At 39.0% G+C, this 15,659-nt stretch carries 14 protein-coding genes; 7 read left to right on the top strand and 7 right to left on the bottom strand.

The window, feature by feature from the left end:
• From V7150_RS20505 to V7150_RS20490, 4 genes are read right to left on the bottom strand one after another with little or no spacing between them, the layout of a single operon-like run.
• On the bottom strand, positions 1-840 hold the full coding sequence (locus tag V7150_RS20505) for an FAD binding domain-containing protein (RefSeq protein ID WP_335522015.1): 840 nt from the start codon (positions 838-840) through the stop codon (positions 1-3).
• Positions 840-3,164: a xanthine dehydrogenase family protein molybdopterin-binding subunit gene (locus tag V7150_RS20500; protein ID WP_335521984.1), complete on the bottom strand. Its 2,325-nt coding sequence runs from the start codon at positions 3,162-3,164 to the stop codon at positions 840-842. The genes V7150_RS20505 and V7150_RS20500 overlap by 1 nt, the downstream gene beginning before the upstream one ends.
• Positions 3,165-3,174: 10 nt before the next feature.
• Positions 3,175-3,789 (bottom strand): nucleotidyltransferase family protein, encoded by a 615-nt coding sequence (locus tag V7150_RS20495; RefSeq protein ID WP_335521983.1) that lies wholly within the window; start codon positions 3,787-3,789, stop codon positions 3,175-3,177.
• Complete coding sequence (locus V7150_RS20490; RefSeq protein ID WP_335521982.1) at positions 3,771-4,784, bottom strand: XdhC family protein; 1,014 nt, start codon at positions 4,782-4,784, stop codon at positions 3,771-3,773. Before V7150_RS20490 ends, V7150_RS20495 begins: the two co-directional genes overlap by 19 nt.
• Before the next feature lie 132 nt (positions 4,785-4,916).
• On the opposite strand from V7150_RS20490, the gene V7150_RS20485 reads away from it, so the two are divergent.
• Complete coding sequence (locus V7150_RS20485) at positions 4,917-6,458, top strand: multicopper oxidase family protein (RefSeq protein ID WP_335521980.1); 1,542 nt, start codon at positions 4,917-4,919, stop codon at positions 6,456-6,458.
• A 179-nt stretch (positions 6,459-6,637) separates the two neighbouring features.
• Positions 6,638-8,017: an MFS transporter gene (locus V7150_RS20480; protein WP_335521978.1), complete on the top strand. Its 1,380-nt coding sequence runs from the start codon at positions 6,638-6,640 to the stop codon at positions 8,015-8,017.
• Positions 8,018-8,164: 147 nt separating this feature from the next.
• Here V7150_RS20480 and V7150_RS20475 read toward each other — a convergent pair whose 3' ends face one another.
• A complete protein-coding gene (locus tag V7150_RS20475; RefSeq protein ID WP_335521976.1) occupies positions 8,165-8,770 on the bottom strand; it encodes a LysE/ArgO family amino acid transporter in 606 nt (201 codons plus the stop codon).
• 98 nt (positions 8,771-8,868) lie between these two features.
• On the opposite strand from V7150_RS20475, the gene V7150_RS20470 reads away from it, so the two are divergent.
• On the top strand, positions 8,869-9,219 hold the full coding sequence (locus V7150_RS20470) for a hypothetical protein (RefSeq protein ID WP_335521974.1): 351 nt from the start codon (positions 8,869-8,871) through the stop codon (positions 9,217-9,219).
• Here the strand turns inward: V7150_RS20470 and V7150_RS20465 are convergent.
• On the bottom strand, positions 9,216-9,845 hold the full coding sequence (locus tag V7150_RS20465; protein WP_335521972.1) for a TVP38/TMEM64 family protein: 630 nt from the start codon (positions 9,843-9,845) through the stop codon (positions 9,216-9,218). The two genes, V7150_RS20470 and V7150_RS20465, sit on opposite strands and share 4 nt — an antisense overlap.
• Before the next feature lie 286 nt (positions 9,846-10,131).
• On the opposite strand from V7150_RS20465, the gene V7150_RS20460 reads away from it, so the two are divergent.
• From V7150_RS20460 to corA, 3 genes are all read left to right on the top strand, one after another.
• A complete protein-coding gene (locus V7150_RS20460) occupies positions 10,132-11,295 on the top strand; it encodes a TIGR04053 family radical SAM/SPASM domain-containing protein (protein ID WP_335522013.1) in 1,164 nt (387 codons plus the stop codon).
• Between the two features lie 127 nt (positions 11,296-11,422).
• Entirely contained in the window at positions 11,423-12,868 is a 1,446-nt protein-coding gene (locus V7150_RS20455; RefSeq protein WP_335521970.1) for a hypothetical protein, read from the top strand.
• A gap of 76 nt (positions 12,869-12,944) precedes the next feature.
• The gene (corA, locus tag V7150_RS20450) at positions 12,945-13,895 is read left to right on the top strand and encodes a magnesium/cobalt transporter CorA (RefSeq protein ID WP_335521968.1); all 951 of its coding nucleotides are present in this window, start codon (positions 12,945-12,947) and stop codon (positions 13,893-13,895) included.
• A gap of 40 nt (positions 13,896-13,935) precedes the next feature.
• On the opposite strand, the gene V7150_RS20445 is transcribed toward corA, so the two are convergent.
• The gene (locus V7150_RS20445; RefSeq protein ID WP_335521967.1) at positions 13,936-14,250 is read right to left on the bottom strand and encodes a hypothetical protein; all 315 of its coding nucleotides are present in this window, start codon (positions 14,248-14,250) and stop codon (positions 13,936-13,938) included.
• A gap of 241 nt (positions 14,251-14,491) precedes the next feature.
• Between V7150_RS20445 and V7150_RS20440 the strand changes: the two genes are divergently transcribed.
• Positions 14,492-15,544 carry a M42 family metallopeptidase gene (locus tag V7150_RS20440; protein ID WP_335521965.1) on the top strand — a complete coding sequence of 351 codons (1,053 nt, stop codon included), beginning with the start codon at positions 14,492-14,494 and terminating at the stop codon, positions 15,542-15,544.
• Positions 15,545-15,659 lie beyond the last annotated feature (115 nt).

Raw genomic sequence — 15,659 nt, 5'->3', positions numbered from 1 at the left:
TTAAACCTGCACTCTATCAAGAGCAGCCAATAAATCAAAGAACAAATTCCGTAAAACAAATAAACGGTATTCAGCAGATCCCTCGACATCATCTAAAATCGGTTGTGGTAAAACGGCAATTGCTCCGGCAACTCTTGCTTCAGCCGATTGTCCTATATTATTTAATGCACCTTCAACCTCCTTAGAGCGAAAAGGAAAAGGACATAACCCGCTAATTCCAACACGAATCTGTTGATTCACTTTTAGAGCTACAATTGTAATCAATGGGTAACCGGTATCCCACTGCTGGCGGCGTTTGACACTAAAAAACGGTGCTCTGATAAACCTATTCTCCGTTGCTACTTGAACCAAAAATTCGCCTTTTTCCAATCCTAATTGTCCTTGAAAGATTTCATTAATAGGGACGATTTTTTTTCCATTAGGTCCAATCAGTAATACTTGACTGTCTGCAAGTAAAAATGGCAGAACTGCTTCTCGATAAAAAATTCGCGCACAAATATTACCGCCCAAGGTTATTTTTCCACGGGCCGTATGGTCGGCAACTTCACTCGCTGTTTTTGTTAACAATGGAAAAAGATTCGCTTCTTCAATTTTTGTTAGCGAAAGCGTGCTGCCAAGAAGTACCTGATCCCCGCTTACTTGCATAATCTTGCATTCAGCAATGTCCTTAATATCAATGACTGCTTCCGTATAGGCTAGATTAATTCTCCCAAGTGTAATTAATTCGGTTCCTCCTGAAAAAAACATCGGCTGCTTGCCCTGTTGATCCAAAAATTGAAATAAATCTATAGCTTCGTTTAACGTTTCCGGCCGAAAATAATCAAAATCAAAGGAGAGCATTACTTCGCCGCCTCCTTTGCCTTCCAAATTAACTCTGGAATTAACGGAAGGTTATTCAGTGAAACACCCGCCGCAATCGACAAGGCATTGCCTAGTGCCCCAGGCATCCCCATCAAGCCATGCTCCCCAACACCACGTGCCCCATATGGTCCATCAAGCTGAGGAGTTTCAACAAACCCCACCAAGTATTCAGGATTTTCCCCGTACCTAAGCGGCCGGTATGTCCGAAGCTGGGGATTCAACACACGGCCTAGCTCATCAAAATAAAACGTCTCTCTTCCTGCAAATGCGAGCCCCATACTCATTGCCCCCATGACTTGACCGAGTGCTGCTTTTTCATTCATCACCTTGCCAATATCCACAACCGTACATGCTTTTACTAGCCGGTACGTATAATCCCTCCGATCAAACTCTATCTCAACCCCATAGGCTGCAACCGTCCACTCCGGACCAGGCTTTCCTGCTCCTGTTTCCGGATTTAAATGGGTAAGATGCCGTAAAATATAACTTCCCCTGCCAATAATTTGTCCGCCAATAGAATTGCCATTTGGATACTTATATCCATGACCGATATCTTTAAAATGCAATCCAATGGATGGGTCATCCCTTAAAAAAACACGGCTGCCCGCAACTTCCAGATCCTCCTTAGGTGCCCTTAAAACACATGATGCAACCTCTTTTAACTGATCAAGGACATCTTCTGCCGCCTTTAACACAGCCCTTCCTGCCATGAAAGTTCCCCTGCTTGCAACTGTCTTCCAATGCTCTGGTGTCGTTTGTGTATCCACTTCCATCTTTACATGAATGTTATCCACATCCATTTTCAAGCGTTCGGCAAGAATCTGAGCCAGGATGGTTTTTGTTCCTGTTCCGATTTCAACTACTCCAGACATTAAATTAATCGTTCCATCTCGATTAAACGTCAGAATTACTCCTGAAGGGGCATCGATGTCAATCGTCGACGTTTTCCAACTGCAGCTGACTCCTTTTACTCGAATCAAGCGATCGCTTACTTCTTTAACCGATCCCTCATCCCAATGAATGAGTTCCCTAACCTTCTCAATACATTTCCTCAAATTCCCGACATTACTTTTATTTAAAAGGACTCTTGTCGGTGTTGTATTACCCGGCATAATCGCATTGATATATCTGAGTACAAGCGGATCCATGTTTATTTTTTGCGCGAGTAAATCCATTGTCCGTTCAATGGCAAAAGAAAGTTCTGCATGGCTGAAACCCCTGAATGGTGAGGCGTATGGATGATTCGTATACATACAATATGAATCACACGAGACATTTTCAATATTATAAGGCCCGGTACAATCAACCGCACCAGACCTTGTGACATCAATGGCTTTATCAGAATAGGCTCCGCCATCCCACAAATATCTAATTTCGGCTGCCTGGATTTTCCCATCTCGATTTACCCCTAATTTAACTGTTGCGTCCAAACCAATATGACATGGGGAAGTTATGATATCCTCTTCTCTCGTATTGAAAATCTTAACCGGCTTGCCACCGACAGCCTTTGATGCTAAGTAAGCAAGCACCTCCAACTGGACGGGTGCCTTGCCGCCGTATGCACCGCCAACAAGCGGGGTATGGACAATAATTTTCCCCAGATCTATACCGAAATAATCAGAGAGTAATCTTTTGACCATAAACGGCGCTTGTGAGGACGTCATAATTATGATATTTCCGTCCGGCATGATTTCTGCGGTTGCACACCGTGTTTCCATTGCAACATGATCAGAAGGGGCAAATGATAAGCTTGCTTCCACCACCGCCACACTATCCGCCCAGCCCTTTTCCATATTACCCTTGCGAATTTTTATATGGGTAGCGATATTGGTACCAGGCACCGGAAGGGAATCTTCCTCCTTTTTATATTCACCTAAGCGCTCATGTACTAAAGGTGCACCTTTTTGAAATGCCTGAGTTGGTGAATTTACAACTTGCAGCAATTCATATTTAACCTTAATTAAGTCTGCTGCTTTTTTTGCTTGCACAGGTGTATCAGCAACAACAAGGGCAACGGGTTCACCGTGATACCGAACTTTGTCAACAGCAAGCGGCGGGCGGTCACGGATTGCTTCACCTGTTAACGGGAAGCGGTCGCCTGCGAGAATCGTCCTGACACCTGGAACCTGCCAAGCCTCCATTGTATCAATGCTGACAATTTTAGCATGACCATAGGGACTGATGACCATTTTCCCTGATAACATCGGAAGCGTATGAAAGTCATGCGTAAAATTTGCCCGTCCCGTCACCTTATCAACTGCTTCCTTACGAATGACACTTTTCCCAATAACCTCCACATACATTCCTCCTAATCTATAGGAATGGTCCATTATTCAATATGAAATGGTAATCTTCTACCGTATCTACATCAAAAAAATAAACACTCTTATCCATTTCTATTCGTTTCCCGCGATTCTCACAATCATCGCGAAGCAAACTCCTTGCTCCTTGGTCCCCTGATAATTCCATAATTCTCGAAAAAAGACTTCTAGCTAAAAGAACGGGGGGCTTCATCACTCCATCATGCAAATAGGAAATATAATCCTCGGACCCTTGGAATTCTTCCATTAATCGATTAATCATTCCCGTTGTCACAAACGGCTGATCTGCAAGCAAAACGACAACCCCTTCTCCTCCAAATTCCTCTGCAGCCTTTACCCCCACTTTTAGCGAAGCACTCTGGCCATTGTCTGCATCCTTGCATTCTAGAATTCTAAAACCCTCATCTTTTGAAAAAGGAGCTAACCAATGGAGCGAATCTCCCTGTCGAGTGACGGCGAAGGTAACTTCAAGCCTCGATTCCAGCGCCGCTCGAAGTGCTATGCCTCCCAAACACTGATTCCCAAGCGGTAAATTCAACTTATTACTGCCCATTCTGCTGCTCTTCCCCGCTGCAAGATAGACCCCCACTAATCCGGTATGGTCCATAAAAGGTCCACTCGTTCATATGCAGGTTTTCTCCATACTTCAATCATTTCGGCAACCATACTTACAGCGATTTCAACGGGTCCTTTTGCTCCAATCGCAGCACCTATTGGAGAATAGATCCAATTTGGAACATCATCACCTTTTAACAGTCTCTTTGTTCTCTCCCTCGGACCTAATACCCCTAAGTACCTTATATTCTGATTTAGTACCTTCATTACTATTTCTTGATCTCTCTGAAAATGGTGTGTCATCACAACAACAAAATCATAAGGTGAAAAAGAGATTTGTTTTAAAAGTTTAGATGGGAAGCCCACTAACAGCTCTTCTGCCCGCGGGAAGTTTTTTTTCTGGCAAAATGTTTCCCGCCAATCACAGACTACAACTGAAAAACCTATATCTGCGGCTAAAGAAACAAGCGGGATTGCATCTGGTCCTGCTCCAAATACGATAAGTCTTGGCTTTGGTTGATACGTATGCTGAAAAACAGTTGGAGCCCCTGACATAACACCGATTTTCGAGGTGGACTCAATTACCGGAATCAGTCCTGACCAGTTTCCGAACGGTTCACCTTCCTCCTCAATAAAAACATATTCCCCCAGTACATCCAGTTTTTTTAATGAAATGACCGGCTTTTGAGAATTTAGGAGTGTTCTAACCATTTGAAAATCCTCTTTTACTTTTTCCGTTACTGGCTCGATTAATATATCGATGGTGCCATTACAGCCTGCACCTTGCCCCCAGTTTAAATCGTCCTCATCAAACAAGTTATATTGCACCAAAATGGACTCTTGTGTCTCGAAAACTTCCTTCACTTGGATGGCAAGGTTTGTTTCCAAGCAACCTGCTGTTAACATGCCGATTTGTGTACCATCCGCCAAAAAAAGCATGGAAGAACCTTCTTTTTTATATGCAGAACACTTGACACGAACGATCGTCGCTAAAACACATGCCTCATGTTGATCAAGTACACCTAATATTTGATATATATCCTCCACGCTTCTCCCCCAATTCGCACAAAAGAATTTCTATCTTATTTATATGAAGACATATGCTATTCCAAGAATGATTAATTTTCCTCTAGCTGTTTTCATATGAATTAGTAACAATCGCATGAAGGGGAGCTACACATGATGCTGGGAAAATTTAAAGATCCGCTGCCGATTCCTCCTGTATTAAAGCCAATGTGGAAATCGGTTGACTATACGTATTATGAAGTGAGCATGAAGGAATCGAAGCAATCACTCCATAGCGATTTACCTGCAACAAAACTTTGGGGGTATGAGGGAATTTACCCGGGGCCAACCATTGAGGTAAATTCGGGTGAAAGACTTTTTGTAAAATGGCAGAATGAACTGCCTGACAATCACTTATTGCCGATTGATCATACGGTTCATGGAGCGGAAAAGGAGAAACCGGATGTCCGGACTGTTGTCCACCTTCATGGAGGCAGAACAGAGCCAGCGAGTGACGGGTACCCGGATGCCTGGTTCACGAAAGGATTTGCCGAAAAGGGTCCTTTTTTTCAAAAAGAAATTTATGAATATGCAAACCAGCAAAGTGCACGGACACTCTGGTACCACGACCACGCGATCGGGCTGACGCGATTGAATATTTATGCAGGCCTTGCCGGATATTATTTAATCAGAGACCGGCATGAACATTTATTGAATCTTCCTAGTGGACCATTTGAGGTTCCATTATTGCTTCAAGATCGTACCTTTCATGAGGATGGCTCATTGTCTTATCCAGTACAGCCCGAAAACAATGCTTCCGGCATTCATCCTTCAATTATCACAGCCTTTTTTGGCAATACGATTGTTGTTAATGGCAAGGTATGGCCCTATCATGAGGTTGAACCCCGGAAATATCGATTTCGCATCTTAAATGCTGCAAATGCCCGCTTTTTTCGGCTAACGCTGGATTCAGGTCAACTATTTTTTCAAATTGGCACGGAAAGCGGGTTTCTGGAGCGACCAATTGGAGGAAAATCTTTATTGCTCGCACCAGCTGAACGACTCGATGTCATCATTGATTTCTCGAATATGGTAGGTAAATCAATAATTTTGAAAAATAATGCACCGACACACTTTCCGATTGGTGATCCAGTTAACCCCGAAACCACGGGAATCGTCATGGAGTTTCGTGTAACGAAGCCTCTTTCAGTCATTGATACAAGCACAATCCCGGTCTATATGGGTCCCATAAAGTGGCTGCAGGTAAATTCTGTCCGCAAGCAAAGATTTCTCGAATTAAGTGAGGAAAAAGATCAATATGGAAGGTCGCTATTTCTGCTAGATAAGAAAATGTGGGATGATCCTATTTCAGAGAATCCGCGTCTTGGCTCAATTGAAATATGGAATTTTATCAATACGAATGACGACGATCATCCCATCCACGTTCACCTTGTTCAATTTCAAATTCTTGAAAGGCGGGCCTTCGATGTAGACTATTATAAAAAAACAATGCAAGTGAGATTGAAGGGGCCGAGGATTCCTCCAGAGTCATGTGAGCGTGGCTGGAAGGATACAGTCAGGTGCCCGCCAGGTCACATTACTAGCGTCATTATCCCGTTTTTCCCATTCACCGGTCAATATGTTTGGCATTGCCATATGCTAGAACATGAGGATTATGAAATGATGCGGCCATATAGAATACTTCCGACTTACTAGTGCGCTCTAAAAATATAAAAGCTATCTTCGGATAGTTTTTTTGTCTATTATGCCTCAAAGAACTAGATTCTTTAATTATCTCTTCAATTTTATTTGTCATGATCCATTCGAAATTATTCCTAAAATACTAGACTTTTATATTTTGGGGACACTTATTAATACCTAATGTTTCCAAAAGGATGTTACTCATGAAAAAAAATCGAGCTTTATTTTTAACTGCAGTTGCTTCAGGTACGATGTTAAATCCGCTTAACTCTTCCATGATTGCATTGGCATTACATAGTATTCAAAAGGATTTTCAGCTTTCCTTTACAACCGTTTCCTGGTTGATTTCCAGCTTTTATTTAGCTAGTGCCGTAGCACAGCCGGTAACAGGAAAGATTGCAGATATTTTTGGACGAAAAAAGACCTTTTTGTTCGGTCTTGTACTTGTCGCCCTATCGGCGATTGGTGCACCCCTTTCAACAACATTTCTTATGTTGCTTGTGATGAGAATGATTCAATCAATTGGGAGCAGTGCTATCTATCCATCGGGAATGTCATTAATACGTGACAATATTAAAGACCGGCAAGCTTCTGCACTAGCTGTCCTCTCGATCTTTGCCTCTGCGATGGTGGCACTCGGACCGACAATTGGTGGTTTCTCCATTGTTTATGGAGGCTGGCCGGCTATTTTTTGGGTAAATTTCCCGTTTATTATCATCAGTTTTCTGCTAGGTTTGTATATGTTTCCAAAGGACGTTAAACAGGATAAAGCTCGTAGGAAAGCATTGTTTTTCAACCTTGATTTTCTTGGCATCATTTTTTTTGCCGGAGGAATGGTCTTCTTTTTATCGTTTCTATTATCGTTTGAAGCTAATGTAAATTATCTTTCCGGTATGGTGGGGATACTTCTTTTCGCTCTTTTTGGCTGGAGGGAATTGAAAGTAAAAGAGCCGTTTATCGATATCCGTATTTTTAAATCACATTCAAAGCTTTCAATGGTATATGTCCAGTTTATCTTTTTAAACATCTTTTTCTATTGTTTATTTTTCGGTCTCCCGAGCTACTTTCAAGAGGTGTTGGGATTAAGTGTAGAACATAGCGGTTTATTAATGCTGTTTATGTCAGGAGTCAGTATTATTATTTCATCCGTTACGGGAAAATGGATTGACCGTGCTGGTGTATATCAGCCGATTATGATCGGTTCGTTTACCTCGATCATTGGGGCACTGATTTTTACCTTGTTTTTTGTAGATGCTTCTTATTTGGTAATTGGGATCATTTTATCGATTTTGGGATTAAGCTATGGAATCGGAAATGTTGTTCTTCAAGTCGCCATGTTGAAGGAAAGTCCAAAGGAAATTATTGGCACAACTTCAGGGTTGTTTCAAACTTGCAGATATTTAGGTTCCATTTTATCCTCTATTATTTTAGGATTAATATTTGGAGCAGAGATTTCTGCGAATAACATGAAAATCATTGGCGAAGTTTTAATCATAACTGGGATCATCAGTTTTTTTATGAGCTTGTGGTTTTCACGGGGAAAGATGAAATTAGAGAAGATGAAGCATATTTAACCTTTCTCAAACTATTAATCTTTCCTTCATATTTTGTTCATATTTATCCGTTATTATATAAATAGGTTCACGAAGAACCTTTAACCTCCGCCCCCTTTTAATATAGATTTGGAAAATGCCCGGCAAAATTGCCGGGTAATTTTTTTGTTATAGTGAAAAAACAAGATAAAAGGCAGTTCCCCACATAATTAATGCGGATATTTTATTTAGATAAAGAATAAATCTTCCAGATCGATCAAGCTTCCCAATAAATCTCCCAGCAAGAGAAAGACCAAAAAACCACATCCATGAGACAAGGATACATACAATCATAAAGATGATTTTCTCTGAACCAGTATAAGTTAAAGAGCTTGTGCCAATGACACCAATTGTGTCCATGATGGCATGGGGATTTAATAAGGACACGGAAGCAGCAAAGGCAATCTGCTTTCGAGGTGTAAATGCCACCCCTTTTGTTTCCTCTGTCGTTGGCTTACTTTTCCAGGTTATGAAACCCATATAGAGTAAAAACAGGATCCCGACCAAAAGCAGTGTAACTCTGATCCAATCCACTCCTAAAACAACTGCAGAGACTCCAAAAACGGCTAATGAAATCAGAAGAGTATCACAAATAGAAGCCGTCAAAACAACAGGAAGCACTAACATCCATCTAGGCTGCATTGCACCCTGATTAAAAACAAACACATTTTGAACACCTAATGGCAGGATTAGCCCAAAGGCCAAAATAAATCCATGAATTGCAGCACTTATCATCATTTATCTCCATTACCTTTTATTTTTGCTAAGTATACTTCTTTAAAACACTGTCAATAACAATAAAAATATTACGTTATTTGAGAGGGTGTAATGAAATGAAGGGAATTTATTATATTAATGATCGCATCAGTTTAAATGGACTCTCGAAGGATGAGAGTATTTCACTACAGGAACAATCGATAAAAAAATATCTGTCCAACCAAAACATTCAAATTGTAAGACTTAACCCTTTTCAATTAAACGAGTATTACACCATTCCCCACGCACTTTTATACGATTTAAAAAAAGTGAAAAGTGGGTTTGACTGTTTTATTTATTACTCACTTCAATCACTTGAAGATTTTATTTACACCTATCCCGCAAAATGGCTTATCTTAAAAAGCTTTTTTAAAGAAATCATCATTGTAGAAAAACAAAACGATTTGAATGTCCAAAAAGTTCTTTAATCAAGAGACTTATGCGACGTTCTCCGATAAATGATTACAAAATTTATCAAGATAATGATTAACAAATAACAGCCATAGATTCCAAAGGAATAAAGCTTATTGTTACTAAATATTGACCCTGCGTAAGACAATATAAGAATATTGGGGATTTTCCCTAATGTCGATGCGATCAAAAATGTAATCCATTTAACATGGCTTAAACCGCAAATGATATTTACAACCGGTGCCGGAATAATAGGAATTAAACGGCAAGTGAGAATCGCAACAAAAGAGTTTCGATTTAGAAAATCCTCATATTCCCTAACCTTTGGGTATTTGGTTAAGTTTTCTTCAGCAAAATCCCGAAAACCATATCTGCTTAAAATGAAGAATCCCATTGTTCCGACCATTGCTCCTGCTAAAGAAATAAATACTCCTTCTGCGGCACCAAATACTGCTCCTATAACTCCCGCCAAAACGGGAAAAGGAATGACAGGAAAAAAAACACAAATGGCTACTAGCAGCATACTGATGAAGATTGATGCCGTTCCTCCTTGTTTGACAAGGTGAAGCAATTCATCCTTTTGTAGGAAACCAACGGCAATAATAAAAAGTAGGATACATAAACTTATGATTCGTTTAATCATCTGCAGCTCCTTTCATATTGCAGCCAAATGGTAGTGTTAGAGAAAAGAAGTTACTTTACTAAGTATAAAACTTGAATTCCACTTCTTAAAGTATTAATTTTCTGATTTTTCAAGAATAGAAAAGCTTGCAAGATCATTTGATATCTAATTGGAATTTGTCAAATCTTTAATGGAATGTAGAAATATTGTAACAAACCATCCATGCACATCATGAGGACAAAATTATAATTAACCTATAGAAACAATTTTAATGGTTAAAAAATAAACAAAGAATTTGGTGATGAAGATGCATGGTATAAGTAAAGGACATCCACATGGAGCGAGTAAGGGAATTGATTATGACATTAATCCCTTCATTGTCATTTGGGAGGTAACAAGAGCTTGCCAACTGAAGTGCGTTCACTGCCGGGCAGATGCGCAGCTGACACCAGACCCTCGAGAGCTTACACACGAAGAAGGTATTAATCTAATCGATCAAATCTATGAAATGGATAATCCAATGCTTGTCTTCACTGGCGGGGATTGTATGATGAGAGAAGATCTTTTCGAGCTTGCAGATTATGCAATAAAAAAAGGAATGCGTGTGTCAATGACTCCTAGTGCTACCCCAAATGTAACAATCGAGAAAATGAAACAGGCCAAAGAAGTCGGGCTATCCCGCTGGGGCTTCAGTCTTGACGGACCAACACCGGAAATTCATGACCATTTCCGTGGAACTCCTGGTTCCTTTCATTTAACACTTGAAAAAATTAAATACTTAAATGAACTAGAAATGCCGCTGCAAATCAATACGGTTATTTCTCGCTACAATTATGATTCCCTAGAAGAAATGTCAAAGCTTGTGGGTGAACTTGGTGCAGTTATGTGGTACATCTTCCTGCTTGTTCCAACAGGCCGTGGACAACTAGATGCATGTATTACACCCGCAGAGCATGAAAAAGTCTTCCGCTGGTTATATGAATTAAGTAAAACAGCTCCATACGACATCAAAACCACCGCAGCGCAGCATTATCGCCGTGTGGTACTGCAACAGAAAACTCGTGATCATTTAATCGATAAAGGTGAAATACATTACGAGGATACGATAACAACAGATTTCGCATCGATGCATGACGGCTTAAAGCGTGCACCAAAAGGCGTAAACGATGGTAATGGCTTTGCGTTCGTTTCCCATATTGGCGACGTTATGCCAAGCGGCTTACTTCCAATTGTCGGCGGAAACGTCCGTGACACCCCGCTTGCTGAAATTTATCGTAATTCTAAGGTATTTAAAGAGCTGAGACAGCCTGACAACTATAAAGGTAAATGCGGCGTTTGTGAATATAACAAAATTTGCGGCGGCTCTCGTTCAAGAACGTATGCCGTAACAGGTGATTATTTAGAAAGTGAGCCATTCTGCGTTTATATTCCTCAGGCAATGCGCAATAAGGAAACTGCACCATCTGTATAGATTTTTTGATTGAGGCACTCCACATCCTGGAATGCCTCTTTTTTATTCAACGGTGTGTTAAAAATGATATTTTCGCTGGTTAAATTGCCTTCATTTTGGGAAAGTTGTTGTTAGAAATCTTTTTTATTTGAAAGGATCAAAATTTATGCAGCCCATCGAATTAAAAGAAAAGCACGTGTCGACAGCACTTTTTCAATTTATCATTCCTTTTTCATTGAAAGCAGGTACCGATCAAAACCTGTCCCTTTATTTAGAAGAGCAAGATTTTACCCTATTCCAATTAAGTGATGTGCAAATGGAACATGCCTATTATGGTAGTTATCACGTGTCCCACCGAGACTTAGAAGCATTTTTCCTTCCATTAACAAATAAAATTCTTTTTCCAACATCAGAACAACAAAAAGGATTTCAAAGATATACAAAAAAGCTTGACATAAATAGCCTATTAACAGCAAGGCATGTTAGCATCCCATTTCACATTCATTCTGTCGATCTATTTATTTGTCCGTATGACTTCGGATTTTTAACGATTCGAACAGAAATCAACAACCTTTCTCTATCACAGACAATAGAATTTGCCGATTGTTTACGAATCCTGGAGCCACAACTTCAAAAATCTAAAATCGAATATGGAGGAAAGGTTTATCCTCTGATAATGGATTTTTTGTTTGATTATTTAGTTCCTCAATTAACGAACTATATGAATAATGAGGCAGGTACATTTCTTACTACACAAAAAATGTATGTCCAATCTTTGCTGTCAATAAGTGGTGAAGAACTCATTGATTCTGTTGATGTATACCGTACAGGAACCTTGTGCGGGTTAAATTCAGCTGGAAACCCATATGTTCGTGCAAATAACTTAGAATATATCTCTAAATATATAAATGACTATGGTTATAACCGCTGGGCCCCATCCACATCCTATTTTATTGATGACCAATCCTTTTCATGTATTACGATTGAAAAAGAAATTGAATTAAGTTTTCTTATTGAACAGTTTTACGGCCCATTTTACTATGCTTTATTAATAAATCTATTTCATAAATTAGTATTTTTAAAAATATCTGATGACTTTACTTTCACAAATATCAATCAAGATAAAAAAGAGGTCGACAAGTTAATTTATACGATAAACTCATTTACTTCTAACTATTTTTTTGCTGAATATCCTGCATCAACTGAAGGCCAAGAACTTTTTAATCATTTACGAAAAAGCTTTACCATTGACAATTTATATAGCAATACAAAAGACATACTTTATAGCTTGTTTAAGTATGATGAAAACAACATGATGAAAAGAGACAGCTTGGTATTGCTAGTATTAACTCTATATACAGTAATTTGCGGAATCTTCAGTATGAATCTTTTTACACATGATTTAGAGGGGAAAATTAATTGGTCTCACTTTAAATATTATAATCCTTTCGAGTACTTTGCTGTAGGGATCGTATTAAGCGGAATAATCGTGGTAGCTATTCTTGGGTTTCAAAGTTTGTACCAAGCCTTCCAGGATCGAATAAGACGTAAAAAACGGCTTCAAGAATCCGTAACATCATCAAAAAAACAATGACATAGCACCGAAATTGGCTGTTTTTTTTCATACAATCCTTTATAGTGAAGTAGTAAAAAGTCGATAAGGAGATTTTATGATTAAAACAATTGCAATTAATCAAAATCACGAAGTGGTCAAAGACATAGAAATCTCAAAACTTGTTCATGGAGATTATCAATGGTACTGGATTGATTTTCACCATCCAAGCAAAGAGGAAATCGAATTATTAAGAACACCTCTTTCCTTCCATCCGTTAGCGATTGAGGACTGTATTCATCATTTACAAAGACCAAAGCTTGATTATTATGAGAATTATACCTTTTTTGTGACACAGGCATTGAACCCAAAAATGATTGAAAGAGAAGAAGTGAATTTTTTTCTTAGCAGGAATTATATCGTCACTTTTCATCATGAACCCTCTGCAGAAATTGATGAAGTGTGGAATCGTTTGAGTCAATCGACCAGCTTAACTCAATGGGATCCTTCCCATGTCTTTTATCATGTTCTTGATAAAATGGTCGATAATTATTTTCCTTTAGTTAATCAAATTGATGATATCTTAAATGAAATTGATGAAAATTCAAAAGGCAGATCAATGGAGTCCTTACTTAAAGACTTATTTGATACGAGACATGATCTTTTATCATTACGGCATACCATCTCACCAATGAGAGATCTTTTGTACAGGATTCTTAATTCACAGCGATTAACAAGTATGGAAGGGAAAATTGCTTATTTCTCAGATATTTACGATCATTTGCTAAAATTAACAGAAATGATTGAAGCCAGCCGGGAGCTTGCCACAGATATACGTGACAGCTATATTTCCATCAATTCGAATGAAACAAACCATGTTATGAAGGTCTTAACAGTTATCACGACCATTTTTATGCCTTTAACCTTTATCGTAGGTGTATATGGGATGAACTTTCAATACATGCCTGAGCTGACATGGAAATACGGCTATTTAGGTGCACTGGTTGTCATGTTTGTCATCGCAGTGGGTATGACAGTATGGTTTACGAAAAAAGGATGGTTTAAGTAGCGAAAAGACTAGCCTGACAATCTGGCTAGTCTTTTGATACCTAATCCCAATCTTCATATGCAAATGTTCCACCTGTTAGGTCAATCGTGTTGCGCTCCCCTTTATAATAGGTCTTTCCATTCTTTTCGATAATTAAATTGTCATACGTATAAACCTTTTGTCCATTTGGAAGATGTATCACGACTTTTTGTCCCAAATTCTCATTCGGTGCTTCAATTTTTATGGTACTTTGATAGAAATTGCGAAAAATAAAGAAACCAACAGTTATAATGATGCAGGCTGCAATGAAAAAAAACAGACCCTTCCAGGAAGATTGCTTCGGCTTGTGATTATATAATTCTACTCTGGTCAACACTTTTCTCCTCCCATTAGTATTATTCCGGATTATGAAGAGTTGCAAGAATGTTTTTCAAATAGTCCGAATAGTTCCATTCATGCCCAATTTTTCCAATGTTTATCCGTATTAAGAATTAGTAAACACAGTTAACCTATGCATGATTTCTTAAAAAGTTGACAATAATTTCGATTTATTACATGGCATATTCGATTTTTATGTATTATAGTAAGGAATGAAAATTCAGAAAGGGGTACTTGCAATGGGTAATCTTACACATTCTGCAGAAACAATGAAATTAATTAGCGAACTTGTGTCAATACCGAGTCCTTCCGGTAATACAAATGAAGTCATAACTTTTGTCGAAAATTTCCTTTCAGAGTTAAAAATCAAAACATACAGGAACCGTAAAGGCGGCTTAATTGCAACAATTGAGGGAAAAGATACAAGTAAACATCGAATGCTTACGGCACATGTAGATACGCTTGGCGCAATGGTGAAAGAAGTAAAAGCAAACGGCAGGTTAAAGATTGACTTAATTGGTGGATTTAAATATAATTCCATAGAAGGTGAATATTGCCAAATAGAAACGAGCAGCGGCAAGAAATATTCAGGAACTATCCTCATGCATCAGACTTCTGTCCATGTTTATAAGGATGCTGGCAAAGCCGAACGAAATCAGGAAAATATGGAGATCCGGATTGATGAAAAAGTACATAACGCGGAAGAAGTCAGGGCACTAGGAATCGAGGTTGGTGATTTTGTTTCATTTGATCCGCGAGTTGAAGTGACTCCAAGCGGTTATATTAAATCCCGCCACTTGGATGATAAAGCAAGTGTGGCCATTCTTCTTCAATTAATAAAGCAAATGAAATCCGAAAACATTACATTGCCATATACAACCCATTTCTTGATTTCGAACAATGAAGAAATTGGCTATGGTGGAAATTCAAATATTACTCCGGAGACAGTTGAATATTTAGCAGTCGACATGGGGGCAATGGGTGATGGACAGTCTACAGATGAATATACAGTTTCCATATGTGTCAAGGATGCAAGCGGACCATACCATTATGAATTACGCAAAAATCTAGTGCGTCTTGCCGAAGAAAACAATATTGAATATAAGCTAGATATTTATCCATATTATGGTTCTGATGCATCAGCAGCTATCCGTTCTGGTCATGACATCGTTCATGGCTTAATTGGACCTGGGATCGATTCATCACACGCGTTTGAGCGTACACACCAATCATCAATTGAAAATACAGCCAAGCTATTATACCATTATCTTCAGTCTGATTTAATTCTATAGATCTGCTCGTACACCTTACGAAATGGAATACAGAAATAACAAAGACCGATTGGAAACCCAGCCGGTCTTTGTTCACCCGATAGGAAAACTAACCTTCCCATCAGGCATAAGTGCA

It is taken from the genome of Neobacillus drentensis (assembly GCF_036965245.1).
In the GTDB taxonomy this organism is placed as follows: Bacteria; Bacillota; Bacilli; order Bacillales; family Cytobacillaceae; genus Neobacillus; species Neobacillus drentensis_G.
This window is presented reverse-complemented; position numbering and strand designations above follow the sequence as displayed.

Coding starts and splice junctions, on each gene's coding strand:
- V7150_RS20485 (WP_335521980.1), top strand. CDS start 4,917: ATGATGCTGGGAAAATTTAAAGATCCGCTGCCGATTCCTCCTGTATTA.
- V7150_RS20470 (WP_335521974.1), top strand. CDS start 8,869: ATGAAGGGAATTTATTATATTAATGATCGCATCAGTTTAAATGGACTC.
- V7150_RS20475 (WP_335521976.1), bottom strand. CDS start 8,770: ATGATAAGTGCTGCAATTCATGGATTTATTTTGGCCTTTGGGCTAATC.
- V7150_RS20465 (WP_335521972.1), bottom strand. CDS start 9,845: ATGATTAAACGAATCATAAGTTTATGTATCCTACTTTTTATTATTGCC.
- V7150_RS20505 (WP_335522015.1), bottom strand. CDS start 840: ATGCTCTCCTTTGATTTTGATTATTTTCGGCCGGAAACGTTAAACGAA.
- V7150_RS20495 (WP_335521983.1), bottom strand. CDS start 3,789: ATGGACCATACCGGATTAGTGGGGGTCTATCTTGCAGCGGGGAAGAGC.
- corA (WP_335521968.1), top strand. CDS start 12,945: ATGATTAAAACAATTGCAATTAATCAAAATCACGAAGTGGTCAAAGAC.
- V7150_RS20500 (WP_335521984.1), bottom strand. CDS start 3,164: ATGTATGTGGAGGTTATTGGGAAAAGTGTCATTCGTAAGGAAGCAGTT.
- V7150_RS20480 (WP_335521978.1), top strand. CDS start 6,638: ATGTTACTCATGAAAAAAAATCGAGCTTTATTTTTAACTGCAGTTGCT.
- V7150_RS20460 (WP_335522013.1), top strand. CDS start 10,132: ATGCATGGTATAAGTAAAGGACATCCACATGGAGCGAGTAAGGGAATT.
- V7150_RS20440 (WP_335521965.1), top strand. CDS start 14,492: ATGGGTAATCTTACACATTCTGCAGAAACAATGAAATTAATTAGCGAA.